Genomic DNA, 18,166 nt, shown 5'->3' with positions numbered 1-18,166 from the left:
AGAGTTAGTCATTCTGTCCTGTTTTTTACCTTATTATTCACGGGTGTGGTATAGTTTTCTTATCAAATAATAAAAGTTAGATTAACGTACTCATCATGGATAAGAAGAAACTTACGGAACGAGATATTTGTACTAAATTCATATTACCCGCTGTAAAAAAAGCTGGCTGGGATATTCATACACAAATCCGTGAAGAGGTTTCTCTAACCGCTGGTCGTATCGTTGTTCGTGGCCAAATGGGCGCTCGTACTAAAGGGAAGCGAGCTGACTTTGTTCTATATCACAAGCCTAGTCAACCACTTGCCATAATTGAAGCAAAGAAAAACACCTTACCAATCGCCGCAGGAATGCAGCAAGGCTTAAGCTATTCAGATATCTTAGAAGTACCATTTGTTTTTAGCTCAAATGGTGATGGGTTCGTTTTTCACGACAAAACAGGTCTTTACCCTCAAAAAGAGCAAGAGCTGTCGCTTGACGAGTTTCCTACTCATGAAGAATTATGGGTTAAGTACCAAGAGTGGAAAGGCTATAAGCCACATGAATTAGCTGCGGTCACACAAGATTATTACGAAGATGGTAGCGGTAAATCACCACGTTACTACCAAATGCATGCGATTAATAAAACCGTAGAAGCAATTGCTAAAGGGCAAGACCGCGCCTTATTGGTTATGGCAACAGGTACGGGTAAAACCTACACCGCATTCCAAATTATCTGGCGATTATGGAAAGCAGGAATTAAGAAGCGAATCCTCTTCCTTGCTGATCGTAATATCTTAGTTGATCAAACTAAAACCAACGACTTTAAGCCGTTTGGTAGTGCCATGACTAAGATCACAGGCAGAAAAGTTGATACTTCCTACGAGATATTCTTATCACTTTATCAAGCTATTACTGGTCCCGAGGAACATCAAAAAGCTTACAAACAATTTTCACCAGACTTCTTCGATCTAATTGTTATTGACGAGTGCCATAGAGGGAGTGCTTCCGAAGATTCTGCATGGAGAGAAATCCTTGATTATTTTGGCAGTGCTTCTCATGTAGGACTAACGGCTACACCAAAAGAAACGGAAGAAGTATCTAACTCGACTTATTTTGGCGAGCCTGTTTATACCTACTCTCTAAAGCAAGGTATTGATGATGGATTCCTTGCACCTTACAAAGTCGTTAGAGTCGACTTGGATAAAGATTTACAAGGTTGGCGACCGACTAAGAATCTGTACGATAAGAATGGTGAACTCATTGAAGATCGAATCTATAACCAGCAAGACTTTGACCGTACCTTAGTCATTGAAGAGCGCACTCAACTGGTAGCTAAGATTGTCAGTGACCACCTTAAAGCCACTGATCCAATGGCTAAAACTATTGTGTTCTGCCAAGATATTGATCACGCCAATAGGATGCGACAGGCACTTGTAAATGAAAATCCAGAGCAAGTTGCTAAAAACCGCAAATATGTGATGAAAATCACTGGTGACGATGCAGAAGGAAAAGCTGAACTAGATAACTTTATTGACCCAGAGTCACCTTACCCTGTAATTGCCACAACATCAGAGCTAATGAGTACGGGTGTTGATGCGAAGACTTGTAAACTCGTGGTGTTAGACCAACGCATTCAATCTATGACCAAGTTCAAACAGGTTATAGGGCGAGGTACTCGAATTGATGAAGAATATGGCAAGCTTTGGTTCACTATTTTAGATTTCAAAAAAGCCACGGATAGATTCGCTGATCCTGACTTTGACGGTGAAGCTGAAGTTATCTTCAAACCAAACGGTGGTGATTCAACTGTTCCACCAGAAGATGAACCGAACGGCACAGAAACAACTGATGACCCTACAGGTGGTTTAGATGACCCTTTATCTGGTGAGGGTGATGACGAATCATATACAGGAGGAGATGATTCGTTTACTGGCGGTACTGATGGCGGCTCAGAAGGCGTTAGTGAGCCTCGTATCAAGTATGTCGTTAAAGGCGTGACTGTTAGTGTACTTGCCGAACGTGTTCAATACATTGGTGCTGATGGCAAGCTAATCACGGAATCTGTTAAAGATTACACAGTAAAAAAAGTCAAACAAGAATACGCTACCTTGAACGACTTTATTCGCAAATGGAACAGTGCTGAGCAAAAGCAAGCTGTTATCCAAGAACTGCAAGAGCAAGGTGTAATCTGGGAAGCGTTAGAGCAAGAAGTGGGCAGCGAATATGGCGCATTTGATTTAATATGTCATGTTGTTTACGGGCAGCCGCCTCTGACTCGTAAGGAACGAGCTGAAAATGTGCGCAAGCGTGATGTATTCACCAAGTACGGTGAACAAGCTAGAAAAGTACTTGATGCCTTGTTAGATAAGTACGCGGATAAAGATATCGGCACGATTGAAGAAGTGGCGGTGTTAAAACATGCACCCTTCGATCAACTAGGTCGCCCAATTGAATTAATTAGAGAGTTTGGTGGTAAACCTAAGTATCAACAAGCTGTACTAGAGCTAGAGCAGCTCTTATATGATGATGCTTCGAACAACTAACCTAAGATGAAGTAAGAGAACTAAATGTCAATTACAAGTATTGTAAAATCTATTCAAGATATCATGCGTAAAGACGCAGGTGTTGACGGTGATGCCCAGCGTATCGGTCAGATGGCGTGGCTATTATTCCTAAAAATATTTGATGCTCAAGAAGAAGAGCTTGAGTTAATGGAAGACGACTACGAGTCACCCATTCCTGAAGAATTGTTATGGCGAAACTGGGCGAGTGATAACGAAGGGATCACTGGCGATACATTACTTGAGTTCATCAACAACAAGCTTTTTCCGCAGTTAAAAGGTTTACATGCTAGCCCAACTAGCAACCCTCGTGGTTTCGTTGCTAAAGAAGCATTTAGCGACGCCTTTAACTATATGAAAAACGGCACATTACTTCGCCAAGTAGTTAATAAAGTCGATGAAATAGACTTTCACTCGTCTAAAGAACGCCACATGTTTGGCGACTTATATGAACAAATCTTAAAAGACTTACAGTCTTCGGGTAACTCTGGTGAGTTCTACACGCCTCGTGCCGTTACTAAATTCATGGTTGAAATGATTAACCCACAGTTAGGTGAAAAAATCATGGATCCTGCATGTGGTACGGGTGGCTTCTTAGCATGTTCAATCGATCACTTAAAAGCTAATAACAAGATTGAAGATGAATCAGTAAATAAGAAAGTACAACAACAAATCTACGGTGTAGAGAAAAAGCAATTGCCGCATTTGTTATGTACTACAAACATGCTCCTACATGGCATTGAAGTACCAAGCCAGATTGTGCATGACAACACACTTGCCCGCCCTTTACGTGATTACACAAACAAAGACAGAGTTGATGTTATTGTCGCTAACCCACCGTTTGGTGGCATGGAAGAAGATGGTATCGAGCTAAACTTTCCTGCGGCATATCGTACACGTGAAACGGCAGACTTATTTTTACAGCTAATTATTCATTTGCTTAGAGAAAATGGCAGGGCTGCTATCGTATTGCCAGACGGTACATTGTTTGGTGAAGGTGTAAAAACCAAAATCAAAGAAAAGCTATTAACTGACTGCAATCTCCATACTATTGTGCGCCTACCGAACTCAGTATTCGCACCTTACACCAGCATCAAAACCAACATCTTATTCTTTGAAAAAGGAAAACAAACTGAAGACGTTTGGTACTTTGAGCAACAACTTCCTGAAGGTGTTAAGGCGTACAATAAAACTAAACCTATGAAGGCTGAAGAGTTCAAAACCTGTAAAGACTGGTGGAATAATCGTGAAGCCGAACAGTACCAGCACTTAGCTTGGAAAATACCTTTTAGCGAAATTAAAGAACGTAACTTTAACCTTGATATTAAAAACCCGCATCAAGAAGAAGCTATTTCACACGATCCTGAAGTGTTACTTGCAAATTACGACAAGCAGAAGCAAGACATTCAAAAGCTTCGAGACCAGTTAAAATCAATACTATTTGATGCGTTAGCAGGTAAAGCCTAATGACAGATATTAATAAATTAATCACGGATAATATTGATGTATGGTCAAGCGCACAGCTAAATGCTAATAGTTCAGGCCGTGGGGCGAACAAAAAACGAAATTTAATTGGCATTAAAAAATTAAGAGAGTTAATTCTGGAATTGGCATTCTCTGGAAAGTTAGTTAACTCCGATGAGCGTGAAGATTTCGAACAAACACTGAATGAAATCAACAAACAAAAAATCGAATTTCATTCGGAAAAAGGAGTGAGAGTTCAGGCATTCAAGAAACTAGCAGATGAACCTTCGAACTTATTAGTCCCTAATAATTGGAAAGTTTGCTATTTAGATCAGGTTGTCAATTACATAACTGACTTTCAAGCTAATGGTAGTTTCGCAACAATAAAAAAGAACGTCACTTATTTTGATAGCCCTAATTATGCTCTGTTAGTTCGTTTAACTGATTTAAGGCATAAATTAACAGACGACAGCAGCTACAAATATACAGATGAGCATGGTTATAACTTTCTGTCAAAATCATCAGTTCACGGTGGAGAGCTTGTTGTAGCTAATGTCGGTGCAGGTGTAGGTACGACACTGTTAGTTCCTAAAATTGATATGCCAGCTACACTTGCTCCAAACATGTTTATGATCGTATTGCCTGAATTGGTAGATAAAGAATACTTTTTATATTTTTCTCAATCACCTCAATATTGGAGGCATATCAATAAAGTTAATACCGGAACTGGTCAGCCTAAAATTAATAAAACTGAGTATAAAAACTGCAAGTTTCCACTTGCTCCTCGCAAAATACAAAAGCTAGTAGTTAGTAAAGTAAAAGAACTAATGGCTCTATGTGACCAACTTGAGCAACAAACTGAAGCCAGTATCGATGCCCACCAGTTATTAGTTGAAGAGCTACTATCAGCGCTAACAAACAGTGATAATTCACAAGAGTTTGAACAAAACTGGATGCGTATCACTGAACACTTCGACCTTCTATTCACCACAGAACATAGTATTGAGCAACTAAAGCAAACCATCCTGCAACTAGCAATAATGGGCAAGCTTGTACCACAAGACCCTAACGACGAACCAGCGTCAGAACTGTTAAAGAGAATAGCTCAAGAAAAAGAACAATTAATCAAAGATAAGGTTATTAAAAAAGCTAAAAAATTACCGGATATTTCTAATGAAGAAATAGAGTTTCAAATACCTCAAAGCTGGTCTGTAACTCGTTTAGGAGATGTTACTAACTATGGTAGTTGCGATAAAGCAGAATTAACTGATGTAGATGAATCTTGCTGGGTTCTTGAACTAGAAGATGTTGAGAAAGTTACTTCAAAATTGATCAAAAAAGTAAGAGTTTCTGAAAGACAGTTTAAGAGTTCTAAAAATAGATTCAATTCAGGCGATGTGATTTACGGGAAATTAAGGCCCTACCTAGACAAAGTATTAGTAGCTGATGAAAACGGAGTTTGTACTACCGAGATGATTCCTATTAGATCTTATTACGGTATTAATTCTGAATATTTAAGAATAGTGATGAAAACACCGTATTTTATTGAATATGCAAATAATTCGACCCATGGGATGAATCTTCCAAGAATGGGAACTGATAAAGCTAGGTTAGCTCCGATTATAGTAGCCCCTGTTAATGAACAGGCTTTAATAGTTTCTAAAGTTAATCAACTTATCAGCATATGTGAAGAGTTGAAAACTGCTATCAAAATTACTGAAGAAGTAAATGTTGAACTAGCCGAAGCTGTAGTGATGAATGCGTTAAGTTAACAAGGAAGTTATATGAAGCTGAAAAGCCTATGGATTAATGGTTATAAAAACTTGCTGGATACGGCGATTAATTTTGAAGATTGCTCTATTCCCATCGCTATTATCGGAAATAACGGTACTGGTAAGTCAAATCTAATAGAAGCATTACTGCATATTTTTATGGGCTTGTATTATGACAATGGCCCTGATTTCGATTACATAATTGAATACTCTGCCCACGGCAAAAATATCAAAGCTTGCAAGCTTAAAGAGGCAGAGTATAACACTGTCATTGTCGATAATATCAAATGGTCTCGAACTAAATTCAAAAACCGTGTTCGTGACACTGACAGCAGGCCACCATTTCCAGCCCTTGTTTTTGGATATTATTCTGGAACATGTGATCGGCTTAAGACGTTATTAAAAAAATATGAGCGAACTTTTTCACACAAGCTGAGAAAGTACTCAATTGACTTGGAACGTGAACAAACAGATTTAAATAATGTTTCAAGTGATCTGCAACGTAACTTTGTTTTTTCAGATATAGACCAAGCAAAAAAGATCCTTGTAAGTCTTGTTGGTCACAAACATGAGGCTCTGCTTGACAAGATTGACGTTAGAAGTGTGGAGCGTCTAAAAATAACAGTCAGACCTCCTAGAATTTATGATGAAAATTCTTCCGATTTTATTCTATGGGATACAAAAGGGGCTATCAGGCATTTTCTATCTGCTTTGGAAAATTATTCAGATGACAGTAACGAAAAACGTAAAGAGGTGGACGAAGCATTTGTTGTTGAAAGTCGAAGATATGATTTTTTGCTGCATGATGAAAAACATATCGAAAAATTTAACAAGATGGCCTATGAAGAGTTGCATCGTAATGGCACTAATCTATATAGCATGTTACAGGCATTAGAAGCCAACGGAATGCTGGTTGATATTGATTACAATATTGTTAGTAAAGCAAAAAACAAGTCATTTCCATTTGATGCACTTAGTGAAGGAGAAAAGCAGCTTCTGTGTGTCATTGGTGGTTTAACTATGGCACATCATCAAGAGTGTTTGGTTTTGCTAGATGAACCTGATACTCACCTTAATCCAGCTTGGTCATGGGAATATACCAAACTCCTTCAAGAGTCGTTACATAGCTACCAATTACAAGATTCCACCGTATTTATAGCAACACATGATCCTGTACTTATTTCAGGGTTAACACGAGATCAGGTATTGATAGCAAAAAATGAAAATGGTGTATTGCATTATGACCACCCACACCGCAATCCTCGTGGTCAAGGTGTTGCTAACCTTCTAACAAGTGAGTTTTTCGGTCTGCCTTCAAGTTTAGATTTGTATACGCAAGAATTAATGGATGAACGATTAAAAATCGGATTCAAAGAAGAATTGACTGATGCGGATAGGCAGAGGCTAAAAGAACTAAATGCAGTACTTAGCGAACTATCATTGACGATTTCTGAACGAAGAGAAGAGGATTATAAAGAATTTTTACGACAAAAGTATCAAGGATGATCGAAGTTCAATGAGATATATAGATTTAAATGCCTTTTTAGCTACAGTGCCAGCTAACAAAAAGAAAAATTTAGCTAGAACATACAGAAATTTGAAAGGACAGAGCGAAGCGACAATCAGGCAGAGAGTATCCAGTGGAAACACTAAGTGGCGACCGTTAAAGAGCGATATGGAAGCCTTTTCCAGTCGAAAGTGTTGGTATACCGAATCAAAAAATGCTGGATTTCCCAATGAAGTTGAACACTTTAGACCAAAAGGCAAAATTACCGATAGCAATAACAATTTACTACACTGGTATTGGTTTTTAGCATTCAACCCAGCTAATTACCGATTAAGTTGTCAATTTTCAAATAGGTTAAACGTAAATCCTGCCACAGGAAAAACAGGTGGTAAAGGTGATGAATTCCCCTTGTTAGTTAGTTCATTAAACGGAAATAGTTTACATGCGACGAGCATAAATGGAGTAAAAGATGAGCTACCGGTCTTGCTTGACCCATGTGTAGAGGAAGACACTAAATTACTGGCATTTTCGCCTGAGGGAAAGCCTGTAGTAGCACCGCACGCTGCAAATTGCCCAATAGCCAAAAAAAGAGTACAAGAAAGCAATTTACTACTTAATTTAGACTTCCCAACATTTAATGAAGAGCGTGAAGAGCTTTATGCCGAGGTAGTTAAGCTCATCGCAAGGGGGGATCGACATGAGGCTAATCAATCGGATGCTCTAGAGGATGTTAAAGAAGACCTCGAAGCAATGATGCAACCTGAAAAACCTTACAGCAAGGCAGCTGAATCTTATATTAGAGGTTTTCGAGACCGTGATTGGGTAGACGAAGTGATACAAAATTTGTGAGTTTAATATGGCTATTTATCAAATAACATACAATGAAATAAAAACAATATCACGCACGACTTTTTCTGAATCAGGCTTAAAAGAGCGTGAAGATTTGCAGCGTCTGCTCAAGCATCAGATCGAGATCATATCGCCAGATACATTAGTGGTTGCTGAAGAGTTTGGTGAATGGGATGAAAGCCGCAGACGCATTGATTTACTAGGTATTGATAAGCAAGCCAATATCGTTGTTATCGAATTAAAGCGTACTGAAGATGGTGGTCATATGGAACTACAAGCTGTTCGATATGCAGCAATGGTTTCAACGCTTACGTTTGACCGCTTGGTTGATATTTATGCCGACTATATCAAAGCCAATGACTTTGAGTTAGATGCTGAAGCGTCGCTCCTTGAGTTCTTAGGTTGGGACGAAAAAGAAGAAGATGAATTTGCTCAAGAAGTAAAAATTGTATTAGCTTCTGCTGAGTTCTCACGTGAATTAACAACTACGGTAATGTGGCTAAATGATTACGGCTTATCTATTCGTTGTGTTCGAATGCATCCATATGAAAGTGACGGCAAGATCTTGCTAGATGTGCAGTCTGTAATACCTATTCCTGAAATTGAAAATTATCAAGTTAAGATCCGTGAGAAGCGCCAAAAGGAAAGAGCTTCGCGGTCTGGTGGCAGAGATAGGAGTCGTTACTCAATCTATTTTAATGGTGAAGAAGTCTACAATCGAATTCAGAAAGCAGATATTGGTTACTCTACAGTTAGGTTGTTAGATGAACGAAAGTTGGTTGATCAAGAGTGTTTTGAATTTTTACGTGAAGATAACTCCTGTCGTAAGCAGTTACTAAAAATGAAAGACGAAATGTCTGATACCGAAGTTCAGTATAAAAAATATCGAGTATTAAAAGACCCTGAGCTTATCTATGAAGGTGATGAATACTATGTAGCTCGAAACTGGGGAAGCGGCAGTGCTAAACGCTTTGCAGATAAAGTCACAGCTCAGTTCCCATCAATAACATATAAGCTTCATGCTGATTAGATTTTAATCTAGTCAGTTCATCTATCTTTAAAAAAGAGTTAGAACTTTAGAAGCTATGAAGTTATTTTGACAGCCTTTGTGCAACTTTGAATACTTGTATATTCCGTATCTAAGTTAATACTCATACGTTTTTGTTTAGCTTTAGAATCAAGTATGTTGGAACATACAGCGAAAATAAGCGTGTTATTTGATGGCTATGGCTCTTCTTTTTAGGTATTCATTATACAATGAGGGGCTTGCGTTCTTGCAAAGTGCAGCAACTTGATCAAGCCAAACAAAGTACTCTGTTAGTCGCTCATTTGACCAACCACAAGGAATGGCAGAAGCGTTTGAGCAGATATCAGCAAGCTTAATACGCTGGACTGAGGTGGCTTTAGTGGGCAGCTGTTCGAGCACACTAGCCCTACGTGCTGTTAATGGCAGTGTTTTATCATCAGTTAGCGCTTGCACCATATCAAGAACACAAATGCCAAATTCATTCGCAATTTGGTCCTTGGTAATTTCTGTATCTTCTAGGCTATCATGGAGAGCTGCGGCACATAACTCATTTTCATGTTGAACATGAGCGATATTAACAAGCAAATCGACAACTTCGATTAGATGGTTAATATAGGGGGAGTCATCTGATTTACGCTTTTGTTGGGCGTGGTATTGGGCAGCCAACCGAAGTGATTTAGTCATAAGCGAGAAATGATTCGTCATGGCAACCTCAAAGTTTTAGACAAAAATTAAGAGTAGACCGTGTTGATATATTTTGTCACTTAAATAATGACTATGACATATTAGAGCATGCACAGCAGGACAAAAATGCTTGTGTAAATATCCTGCATTACCTGATAAAAAGCCAACAAATAGGTTTGAAGAGTTGGGGTCTCGGCTTGAGCTCGCAATGTAGATTGTAATCTACAAGTAACTGGCAGGACGAAGCCCTAAAAGGTACTTAATCCTTCTTCCTCATTAGCTAGAGCTAGATTAGAAAAAGTACATAGCAAAAGGCCTACTATTCGTAAGTCTAGAGTTAAGATCTTAGCGTGAAAACGGATACAATGGCTGTACGTTACATTCCATATTTTCATAGATGTATACGTCATATTGCCGTTGAAGCTCTAGCCATGTTCCCATATTAATTCCTGTCGCTTTCGCTAGTTGCACTGCAAAAAATGGGTCAACACTTACCTTTTCATTTAGGAAATTTGACAGGTGTGTTGATGTAATACCTAACCGAGCGGCAACTTCTTGATTCGTTAGATCACCAACTCTAACTAAACAATTACGTTTAAAAAAGTCTGACGGATGTTTACGAAAACCGCCATCAGGACGTTTTTTTAGTTCAAGTTCAGATAAAGGTATTTTGGCTGCTCTTTTAATAAAGTTGACGTTCATTTTGTTAGTCATATCAGTTTTCGTAAGATCATTGATATGACTCTAGCTGAATACTCATTTTACGCCAACCTTGGAATGTAGATGGAAGTAAAATCAACCTCATCATTGTACATAGACACCCAAATTATACTGAGTGATATCACTGTGACGTTAATGTATATTAAGCTGTCAAGTGGTAACGTTCTGTCGGAAACGTGGTAATTGGATTTTGCACTAACTGATAATGTTTAACCAAACCACTGTTAAGAAAACACAGAATATACCTGAGCTCTTTTGAAAGAAGTGAGAAGTGAAGAATACCGTAAACCGAGATTGCTATCGCAACTTCAATTCAATAGAGCTGGCTTTGGCATTTCGGATGCTTAGATGTACAAGCTTAGAACCATTATTTGTCGTTGCCATATGTTGCTTGAAACTCGGCTTCGCTAATATCGATTACTTCTTTTATAGCATCCAATTCAGCGTTAGTTAGTACCGTTTTCTTGTTTATTCCAAAGCGCCCTCGATATATACCGTACCCTCTGTCTGATAAGTGTCTAAGTAGTGATGTAATAGCGCTTTTCAGATGTGATGTACATTTAGGTATATGTAACAGCTTTTCGTTAATGCTGTTGCTTTTTTGTTCGCTTAGCAAGATGCTACTAATCTCATTATCAATATCAGTATTAAGTTTCTTAAAGGCTAGGCGTAACGCGTTATTTTCATTCCTCAGTCCTTTGATCGTCTCTTCAAGTATTTTTACTTCTTGTGCCAGAACAGGATCTGACACTTTTGCAGAGACTCCAGTTCTTTCGAGGGTAGTTCCCTTATCTATTTTCTGTTCTTGTTTTCGTAAACGAACATATTTACCTAACTTTGAGCCAGTGTTTGTTACTGTTGAGACGGCAGGGCTACCAAATGATTCAAGGCATCTTTTGGCTACGCCACTCAAGGTGATTTCGACCCCATCTTTCTCCATATGGTCGCAGGTCAGTTTAATGTTCTGTGCATTTTCTCTTCTTTTGCTATTAGTTGAATTACATAGTTGATCGTACAAAATAGCTGAAGATACAGAGGTATTCATTTTTATTCATTCCCAATTGATACGAAAGTATTTGCGTCAAGTTTGAAAACCTTCTCTTCGCTTTTACTTACTAATTCACTTATTTTATTGCTTAATGCGGGAAATTCTGACAAGGATACATCGCCATTAAGAAGATTTTCGGCGCACTCGGCTCCAACATTGCTTATAAGAACGTCTGTCATCATATTAGTAGCCTGTAGCCTTTGTTTATTACTCAACTTAAACATAATGTCGCCTAGATTGTTCATAGCCATAAATTTAGCAATAGCATGTTCCAAATCAGGCACAGAAGTATCATCGGAGTCCATGAATTCAGGAAGAAACTCTGAAACTGTTGATAAGAAGTGAGTCAATTCTAAGTTGCTTGATTCAGCAAAACTATACCGAATTTCTTCTTCTGTAGACTTGCTAAACATAGGGATAAGTTGGTTTGAATTTTCTGCGTGATCTTTGTTTTTATACTCCATCCATGCGTCAAGCTTTGTTACAGAAGCTTCGTAAAACTTCATACGCTCAGACCATTCGGTTAGCATGTTGGATAGGATTCGCACTTCGCGATCCTCGCGGCCAGACAACTTGTAATATAACTGCGTATTACATTCGTCATCTGCATCAACTATAGACTCTCTAATCTTATCAATGGCAGCTACTTTTTTTTTGATTTTTCTTATTAACTGATTTCCTTCTACAACCTGACCTAAAAGAAACATTGGTCCAGTTATCCAGAATCGACATTGAGGGCAGGATGGTCCTCTGTCTCCGACTGGAACAGGAATTCCACTTTTTTTGTGAGGGTCAAAGCCTCCTTCTTCGCAACTTGTACCAGGACAAATTCCCGAAAGCTTTATCGATAAGATACCAGCGTTCTTCTTCAATGCATCAAAAGCTGTATATCTATTGCTGGCATAGGCTTGGTTAGTAACAAAATGTTCACTAACTTTGTCGATTTCTGTTTCTATAAATTCAAAGTCTGAAACTTCACTATTTTTATTACGTGCTGCCTCTAAATACTCCCGAATTTTTGCATGAGAAGGATTGTCGTAATGAAGTGTCATAACATAAGTTTTATGTCCAGCAACAAACTGTTGAACAATACCTAAAGGCACTCCTTTATCTAGTAAGTCTGTAATTCCGCTTACTCGCAATGTATGAATATCGTAGCGAGATTTGATAGGTGTCCCTTCTTTTGTTAAAGATATCTTTCTGTGTGTATCTGGGAGTTTTTTGTTTATTCGTTCTTCAGCTTCGCGACAGAGTAAGGCCCACGCTTTTGTTATGATGTGGGCTGCAACTGGTTTTGATTGATCGTCAGCTCTCTGTTGTGATGGATCACGGAACAAGCAATAAAAAGTCTTCTCTGTCGCTATGCTTTCTTCGGTCATGAGGTTTCCAAGCGAACTTTTTCCTCTTCGCTCAGGGTAAGGAGAGTATTTTCGGAGCCATTGATATTGGTTTTTCAATGATGCAAGTAGTTCATCACAAACCCAAGGGATATCATAACCATCATCTGAAGTTTTATTGGTTGTAATGTGCAGGCCGAGTACGTCATTAATCCCTAGAACACCTGATGGAAGTGTTTGCAATAAACCTTCCTGTCTTCTTTCGTTTCCGATCTTGTTTTTATTCTTGACTAACTCATTTTTCTCGAAGTCAAAGATAAAGTCATCCCCTTCTCCAGAGTCAAGAAGTTGAGCTTGAATCTTACGTATTGGAATCCAGAGCATAAAGTATAGAAGATTCGCAACGGATGGGCAGAATACATTGTATTCATATTCACCTGTTTTATGATTTGTTAAATTGACATAAGCAAACGAAAACGCTTTTTTGGGAAAAGCGTAATCATCTTTAATGATTAAATTTCGAATCTCATGCATTATCCTTGCTTCAATTGGTGTTCTCTTAGTGCCTGAGCTGGAAGCTTCTGCAAATCGATCCCATTTAGTATCAACAGGGTTAACAAACGTACTTAATGATTCTCGGTTGTAAGGATTCTTGTAAAGTGTATCGTGGCAGAAATCAAAAAATTGACGATATATCGCCAAATGTCGATTACAAGCATTTAGAGAGTATCGATGTTTTAGATGGTTCCTCAGAGTTTGTCCCTCGGCGTAGTCATTTATGTGTATCGCTCTGACAATCTCTAACGGGGATTGTGGGATATGGTTGAGCTCAGATAACCAGTCAAGAAAATACCTTGAGGCAGCGGTTCGCCCTTGAAATTGAGTATCACTTATAGATAAGCAATAGCTAGAAAGAAGCTCAGTCCAAAGTTTAAGTTTAGGTTGCCTGTCTGAGTATAAACTAAAGTCAGCAAGCTCATGGGTCGTCTTTTTAGTTCTCCTCATGTACTTTCTATGCTTCAACTTAATGTCTGGATTATCATGTTTTGAGTTGAAAAGATCTCTACACATATTGGTGTAAGCATTGAAAGTTGAGCCGTTCTTTCTGGTTTGAGCTTCTGGTGATGATGTTGTTTGATAACTTTCCTCATACAATTCAACTTGTCTATCCAGAAGCTCATCACTAACCTGTTCTATTCTGGTTAAGGTAGAAGCTTTCACCATGGTTTTGGCGTTACTACCAAGCTTCTTATTTGTTGTAGTCGCTTCTGAAGCTTCATGGATACGACTGACAAACTCATATGCATCGGTATTAACTAGTTCAGGGTATTCACAATGCTTTACATTGTTCTTGTGAAGCATCCAGAACTCAAAAGGAACACTAGAAAGTTTTCTTACATACGGGAAAAGTACGTAACCCTTTGCATGTAGAAAACTCAGTAATTCAAGAGTGTTTCTAGGTGTCTTGTTGGTATGTTGCCTTTTGAATCTTTGTGACTTGATACCGCTATCTGCGACCACTTCATTTAAGAGCAAAGCCATAGCGTTTACAGCTTTAGCGAAGTTATCTTGAGGTTTTACTACCTCATTTATAAATCTAATACCGAGAGCATCGTTGTAATGAAATGCATTTTCCTTAAATAGATTTTTAGCTTCTTCAATATTGGTTGGCTTGATTTTTTCAGCAAGTTTTTTTTGCTCTACAATACTGAAGCTTTCTACTTTTAGGTGGCATTTATAGGAAGTTTTTTCGCCAATAGCTTTAGTGTAACTGTCTGCAAGAATGTATGTTGGCATATACTTTGTGTCACTACTTGAAGATTTAGTGGCAGCGAATAGCCTTATTCTATCACCATTAATTTTGCTGATATTTTTGTTGAGAGGTTCTAATAGCTCTCTCCAAGTAAGCTTTATTTTTGCGCTAACATATTCTTTAAGGAGCTCTTTAAACTCTTCTTTTGTAGGGGTTTTGAGTATACAAAAGGCGGTGCTAGAGGGATTAAACTTAACTACTTCACCAGTTAATGGGGAAGTGTACTCTTCAAACTTATTTGTTACATAATCCACGCAGCTTCTACCTTTGTATTAACATCGTGTTGATTTCTTCGCCAGTTAGCCATGAAACCTTCCATGAATTAGGCAGCTTCGTAATTGCAGGGTTATTTTCGAACCTCTTCTGAGTCTTCACTCTTTCATCAACATCTGCATCGATTCTTTTTTCGAGTATTGCTCGGTCTTGAGCATCTTGTAAGACTTGGCGAGCTTTTTCTGGAGATATATGGGTGTAAATAGCCGTAGACGAGAGTTGTTTATGCCCCATATATTTGCGGATCATTAACAGATCCATCTCTAAAACGTCTGCACAGTAAAAACCATAATGATGTCTCAAGCTATGTCCTCTAAGCCCGTTCAAGTTAATGCCATACTTTTTCTCTAACCTTTTACACGCTCTTTCTATGGCTTTGCTCATTGACTTTTTAGTCATTGGGTCGCCATTCTGATTAACAAAGTAGTACGGATGATGTGAATACTCGCCTCTTATTTCGCTCATATATTGTATATGTAAGATGAGCAGGTATCTCTCAACCTCTTCTCTTATAAACCACATCGAAGATGATTCAGTTTGTTCATTATCATATTTTATCCCCTTCCAACCTGCGCTTGATGAAAGAGCGCCCAGATTGATTCTTGGCTTAATTCCATACACTGTTTTAAGAAATTCACCACGAGTACCACTACGCTTCTTTCCTGAGTTACTAAGCCAAGACATACTAGAAGTTTCAGGGTGGGCAAGAGTCACATTCAACCGACCGTTTACAGGTTCAACATCATTGACGAGAATTTGAAGAATTTCACATTGCCTTCTGCCGCCGTAAGCAGCCATTAGTAAAATTATCTTGTCGCGTACATTGTTTGTTTCTTCAATTAGCAGTGGTACGTATTCTGGAGGGAAATATTTAACAACTGTAGTGCCAGACTTGGATCTTCTTCTGCCTCTTTTCTTTATAGTATGCGCTGCTCTTGTACTGTTGGTTTTTCTTTTGATATGGAACAGGAGACTAGTTTTCAGGTGGGAGCTGTATTCATAGGAGCGACTTATTGAGTGCTCAAGGTCTTTTTCTTCCGCAGGGAGAAGTTTTCTTTCGTTTTTCAAGCCAAACACAAATTGGCAAAACTGCTTTATAGTGTTTTTACAGTATGTATAGTCTGCTGTTTTTGCTGCAGTCCAACCTAAAACAGAACCTTTATCAAAAGCACTTAAAAAGTCTTCAATTAGCATTTCCCAGTCGTTGGTGTTTTTGGAGTTAGGTTTTGTAACTAGGTAATAGTAGTCAAAAAACAAACCAATGTAATGTACATCTTTACTAATTGTTGTATAGGAGGCATGCCCTTCTTTTTGAAGGTAACGAGCATATCTAGCAACAATGAATGAAGCATGTGGTTCGATGTTCTCAGGAAACATTATTAGCGCAGGCATGGTTTCGTAGTCTGGTACGGAAATCCCCAAGTGAATAAGAGTATGTATTGTGTTCATAATTGATGAACTACCTGTAACTAACCTACTTATACATTAGGTTACTTTTTAAACTAGTACAACTAGTAAGGGGTATTAATTAAGTTTTGTTTGTACTTTTGATAGATTATAAGTAAGATTTTCATGTATTTTGCTATTGTATAGATATAACTAGTAGTCGGGCTTAGGGGGTGATAATATAATCCAGGTGAATTTGAGCTAGGTTGTTTACGCCCTTGTATGCACACGCACACCTTTTCTTTGTTGGGCGATACTTTATACTTAACATCATACCAACGTAGCTGTGATGTGCCGCTGGGTCTGAACTTTAATCAAATTCAATGTTTTGTGTTACTTGCTTTAGTTGCACAAATAACCGGACATAAACCGGGTAAGGCGTATCATAAAATAGCGAATGCGCATATTTATGAAAACCAACTTGAGTTGATGCGTGATGTACAACTTAAGCGAGAGCCTTTCGCGTCGCCAGAATTAAAAATAAACCCAAATATTAAATCATTAGAAGACATTGAAAGCTGGGTTACAAAAGATGATTTTGAAGTAGTAGGTTATCAGTGTCACGATGCAATTAAGTATCCGTTTTCAGTTTAAGAACAATAAAATTTAAGGAGAAATCAATGAAAGCAGTGATCCCAGTTGCTGGTCTTGGCACGCGTATGTTACCTGCAACAAAAGCAATCCCTAAAGAAATGCTTCCTATTGTTGATCGCCCGTTGATTCAGTACGTTGTAAATGAAGCAATATCAGCAGGAATTAAAGAAATTGTTTTAGTAACGCATTCAAGTAAAAACTCAATTGAAAACCACTTTGATACCAGTTTTGAGTTAGAAGCCACACTTGAAAAGCGTGTGAAACGTCAGTTACTTGCTGAAGTACAGTCAATCTGCCCGAAAGATGTGACTATTATCCACGTTCGTCAAGGTGAAGCGAAAGGCCTTGGTCATGCGATAAATTGTGCGGCGCCTATTATAGGTAATGAACCGTTTGTTGTTATCTTACCGGATGTTATCATCGATGATGTTGCGAGCGATCTTAAAAAAGATAACTTAGCTGAAATGATCCAGCGTTTTGAAACCACCGGTGAGAGCCAAATTATGGTTGAGCCTGTGCCGCAAAACGAAGTAGACAAGTTCGGTGTAGTAGACTTAGGTGATGTAACAATCAATCAAGGTGAAAGCGCCGCAATTTTGAATATGGTTGAAAAGCCTCCTATTGATCAAGCTCCATCAAATCTTGCTGTTGTGGGTCGCTATGTACTGAGCAAAAATATTTGGCCATTACTTGCAAAAACTCCAGCTGGGGCAGGTGATGAAATTCAATTAACAGATGCCATAGCCATGCTAATGGAAAAAGAAACGGTTGATGCATACTCTATGAAAGGTAAAAGCCATGACTGTGGTAGCAAAATTGGTTATTTAAAAGCCATCGTTGAATTTGCTTTACGACGTGAGGAATTCAAAGATGAATTGAGCGACTTCATAAAGTCGTTGGTTAAATAACCAATTCTATTTACTTAGTAATAAATTATGTTAAAAAAGTGCCTATATGGCACTTTTTTGTTATTTACAAGCAGCTGACAATTGTTGATTATTAACAAATTAGGGACTTTTCTGATATACCTTTGTCTTATAGGGTTGTTAAGATGAGTATGGTGATTAATTGCTCTAATTCAGTTAGTTAACT

12 protein-coding genes and 1 pseudogene are annotated in these 18,166 nt (G+C 38.4%); 8 read left to right on the top strand and 5 right to left on the bottom strand.

From position 1 onward, the window contains the following. Positions 1-95 precede the first annotated feature (95 nt). Genes hsdR through NO991_RS16460 form a run of 6 tightly spaced genes read left to right on the top strand, consistent with a single transcriptional unit; the run spans position 96 to position 9,162 of the window. Positions 96-2,522 (top strand): EcoAI/FtnUII family type I restriction enzme subunit R, encoded by a 2,427-nt coding sequence (hsdR, locus tag NO991_RS16485; protein WP_371352212.1) that lies wholly within the window; start codon positions 96-98, stop codon positions 2,520-2,522. Between the two features lie 24 nt (positions 2,523-2,546). After that, positions 2,547-4,007 carry an N-6 DNA methylase gene (locus NO991_RS16480; protein WP_371352211.1) on the top strand — a complete coding sequence of 487 codons (1,461 nt, stop codon included), beginning with the start codon at positions 2,547-2,549 and terminating at the stop codon, positions 4,005-4,007. Further along, positions 4,007-5,776 (top strand): restriction endonuclease subunit S, encoded by a 1,770-nt coding sequence (locus tag NO991_RS16475; RefSeq protein ID WP_371352210.1) that lies wholly within the window; start codon positions 4,007-4,009, stop codon positions 5,774-5,776. The genes NO991_RS16480 and NO991_RS16475 overlap by 1 nt, the downstream gene beginning before the upstream one ends. Positions 5,777-5,788: 12 nt before the next feature. Beyond that, positions 5,789-7,282: an AAA family ATPase gene (locus NO991_RS16470; protein ID WP_371352209.1), complete on the top strand. Its 1,494-nt coding sequence runs from the start codon at positions 5,789-5,791 to the stop codon at positions 7,280-7,282. A 10-nt stretch (positions 7,283-7,292) separates the two neighbouring features. After that, positions 7,293-8,132, top strand: coding sequence for a hypothetical protein (locus NO991_RS16465; protein ID WP_371352208.1), 840 nt, complete (start codon positions 7,293-7,295; stop codon positions 8,130-8,132). A 7-nt stretch (positions 8,133-8,139) separates the two neighbouring features. After that, positions 8,140-9,162: a hypothetical protein gene (locus NO991_RS16460; protein ID WP_371352207.1), complete on the top strand. Its 1,023-nt coding sequence runs from the start codon at positions 8,140-8,142 to the stop codon at positions 9,160-9,162. Between the two features lie 183 nt (positions 9,163-9,345). On the opposite strand, the gene NO991_RS16455 is transcribed toward NO991_RS16460, so the two are convergent. The 5 genes from NO991_RS16455 to NO991_RS16435 all read right to left on the bottom strand — a co-directional run bounded on the left by NO991_RS16455 (position 9,346) and on the right by NO991_RS16435 (position 16,483). Beyond that, positions 9,346-9,864, bottom strand: a complete 519-nt coding sequence (locus NO991_RS16455; RefSeq protein WP_371352206.1) for an HD domain-containing protein — start codon at positions 9,862-9,864, stop codon at positions 9,346-9,348. Between the two features lie 324 nt (positions 9,865-10,188). Then, positions 10,189-10,557, bottom strand: coding sequence for a transcriptional regulator (locus NO991_RS16450; RefSeq protein ID WP_371352205.1), 369 nt, complete (start codon positions 10,555-10,557; stop codon positions 10,189-10,191). Between the two features lie 373 nt (positions 10,558-10,930). Further along, on the bottom strand, positions 10,931-11,608 hold the full coding sequence (locus NO991_RS16445) for a hypothetical protein (protein ID WP_371352204.1): 678 nt from the start codon (positions 11,606-11,608) through the stop codon (positions 10,931-10,933). A gap of 2 nt (positions 11,609-11,610) precedes the next feature. Then, positions 11,611-15,015 (bottom strand): VPA1269 family protein, encoded by a 3,405-nt coding sequence (locus tag NO991_RS16440; protein ID WP_371352203.1) that lies wholly within the window; start codon positions 15,013-15,015, stop codon positions 11,611-11,613. Positions 15,016-15,022: 7 nt separating this feature from the next. Next, on the bottom strand, positions 15,023-16,483 hold the full coding sequence (locus NO991_RS16435; RefSeq protein ID WP_371352202.1) for a tyrosine-type recombinase/integrase: 1,461 nt from the start codon (positions 16,481-16,483) through the stop codon (positions 15,023-15,025). A 177-nt stretch (positions 16,484-16,660) separates the two neighbouring features. Between NO991_RS16435 and NO991_RS16430 the strand changes: the two are divergent. After that, positions 16,661-17,074 (top strand): annotated as a pseudogene (locus NO991_RS16430) (thymidylate synthase); the annotation flags it as partial. 26 nt (positions 17,075-17,100) lie between these two features. Then, positions 17,101-17,982, top strand: a complete 882-nt coding sequence (gene galU / locus NO991_RS16425) for a UTP--glucose-1-phosphate uridylyltransferase GalU (protein ID WP_054554355.1) — start codon at positions 17,101-17,103, stop codon at positions 17,980-17,982. The last annotated feature ends 184 nt before the right edge of the window (positions 17,983-18,166 follow it).

The organism is Pseudoalteromonas sp. DY56-GL22 (assembly GCF_041414715.1).
GTDB lineage: Bacteria > Pseudomonadota > Gammaproteobacteria > Enterobacterales > Alteromonadaceae > Pseudoalteromonas > Pseudoalteromonas simplex.
Note: the sequence above shows the minus strand (reverse complement) of the source record. Positions and strands in the feature narration are given on the sequence as shown.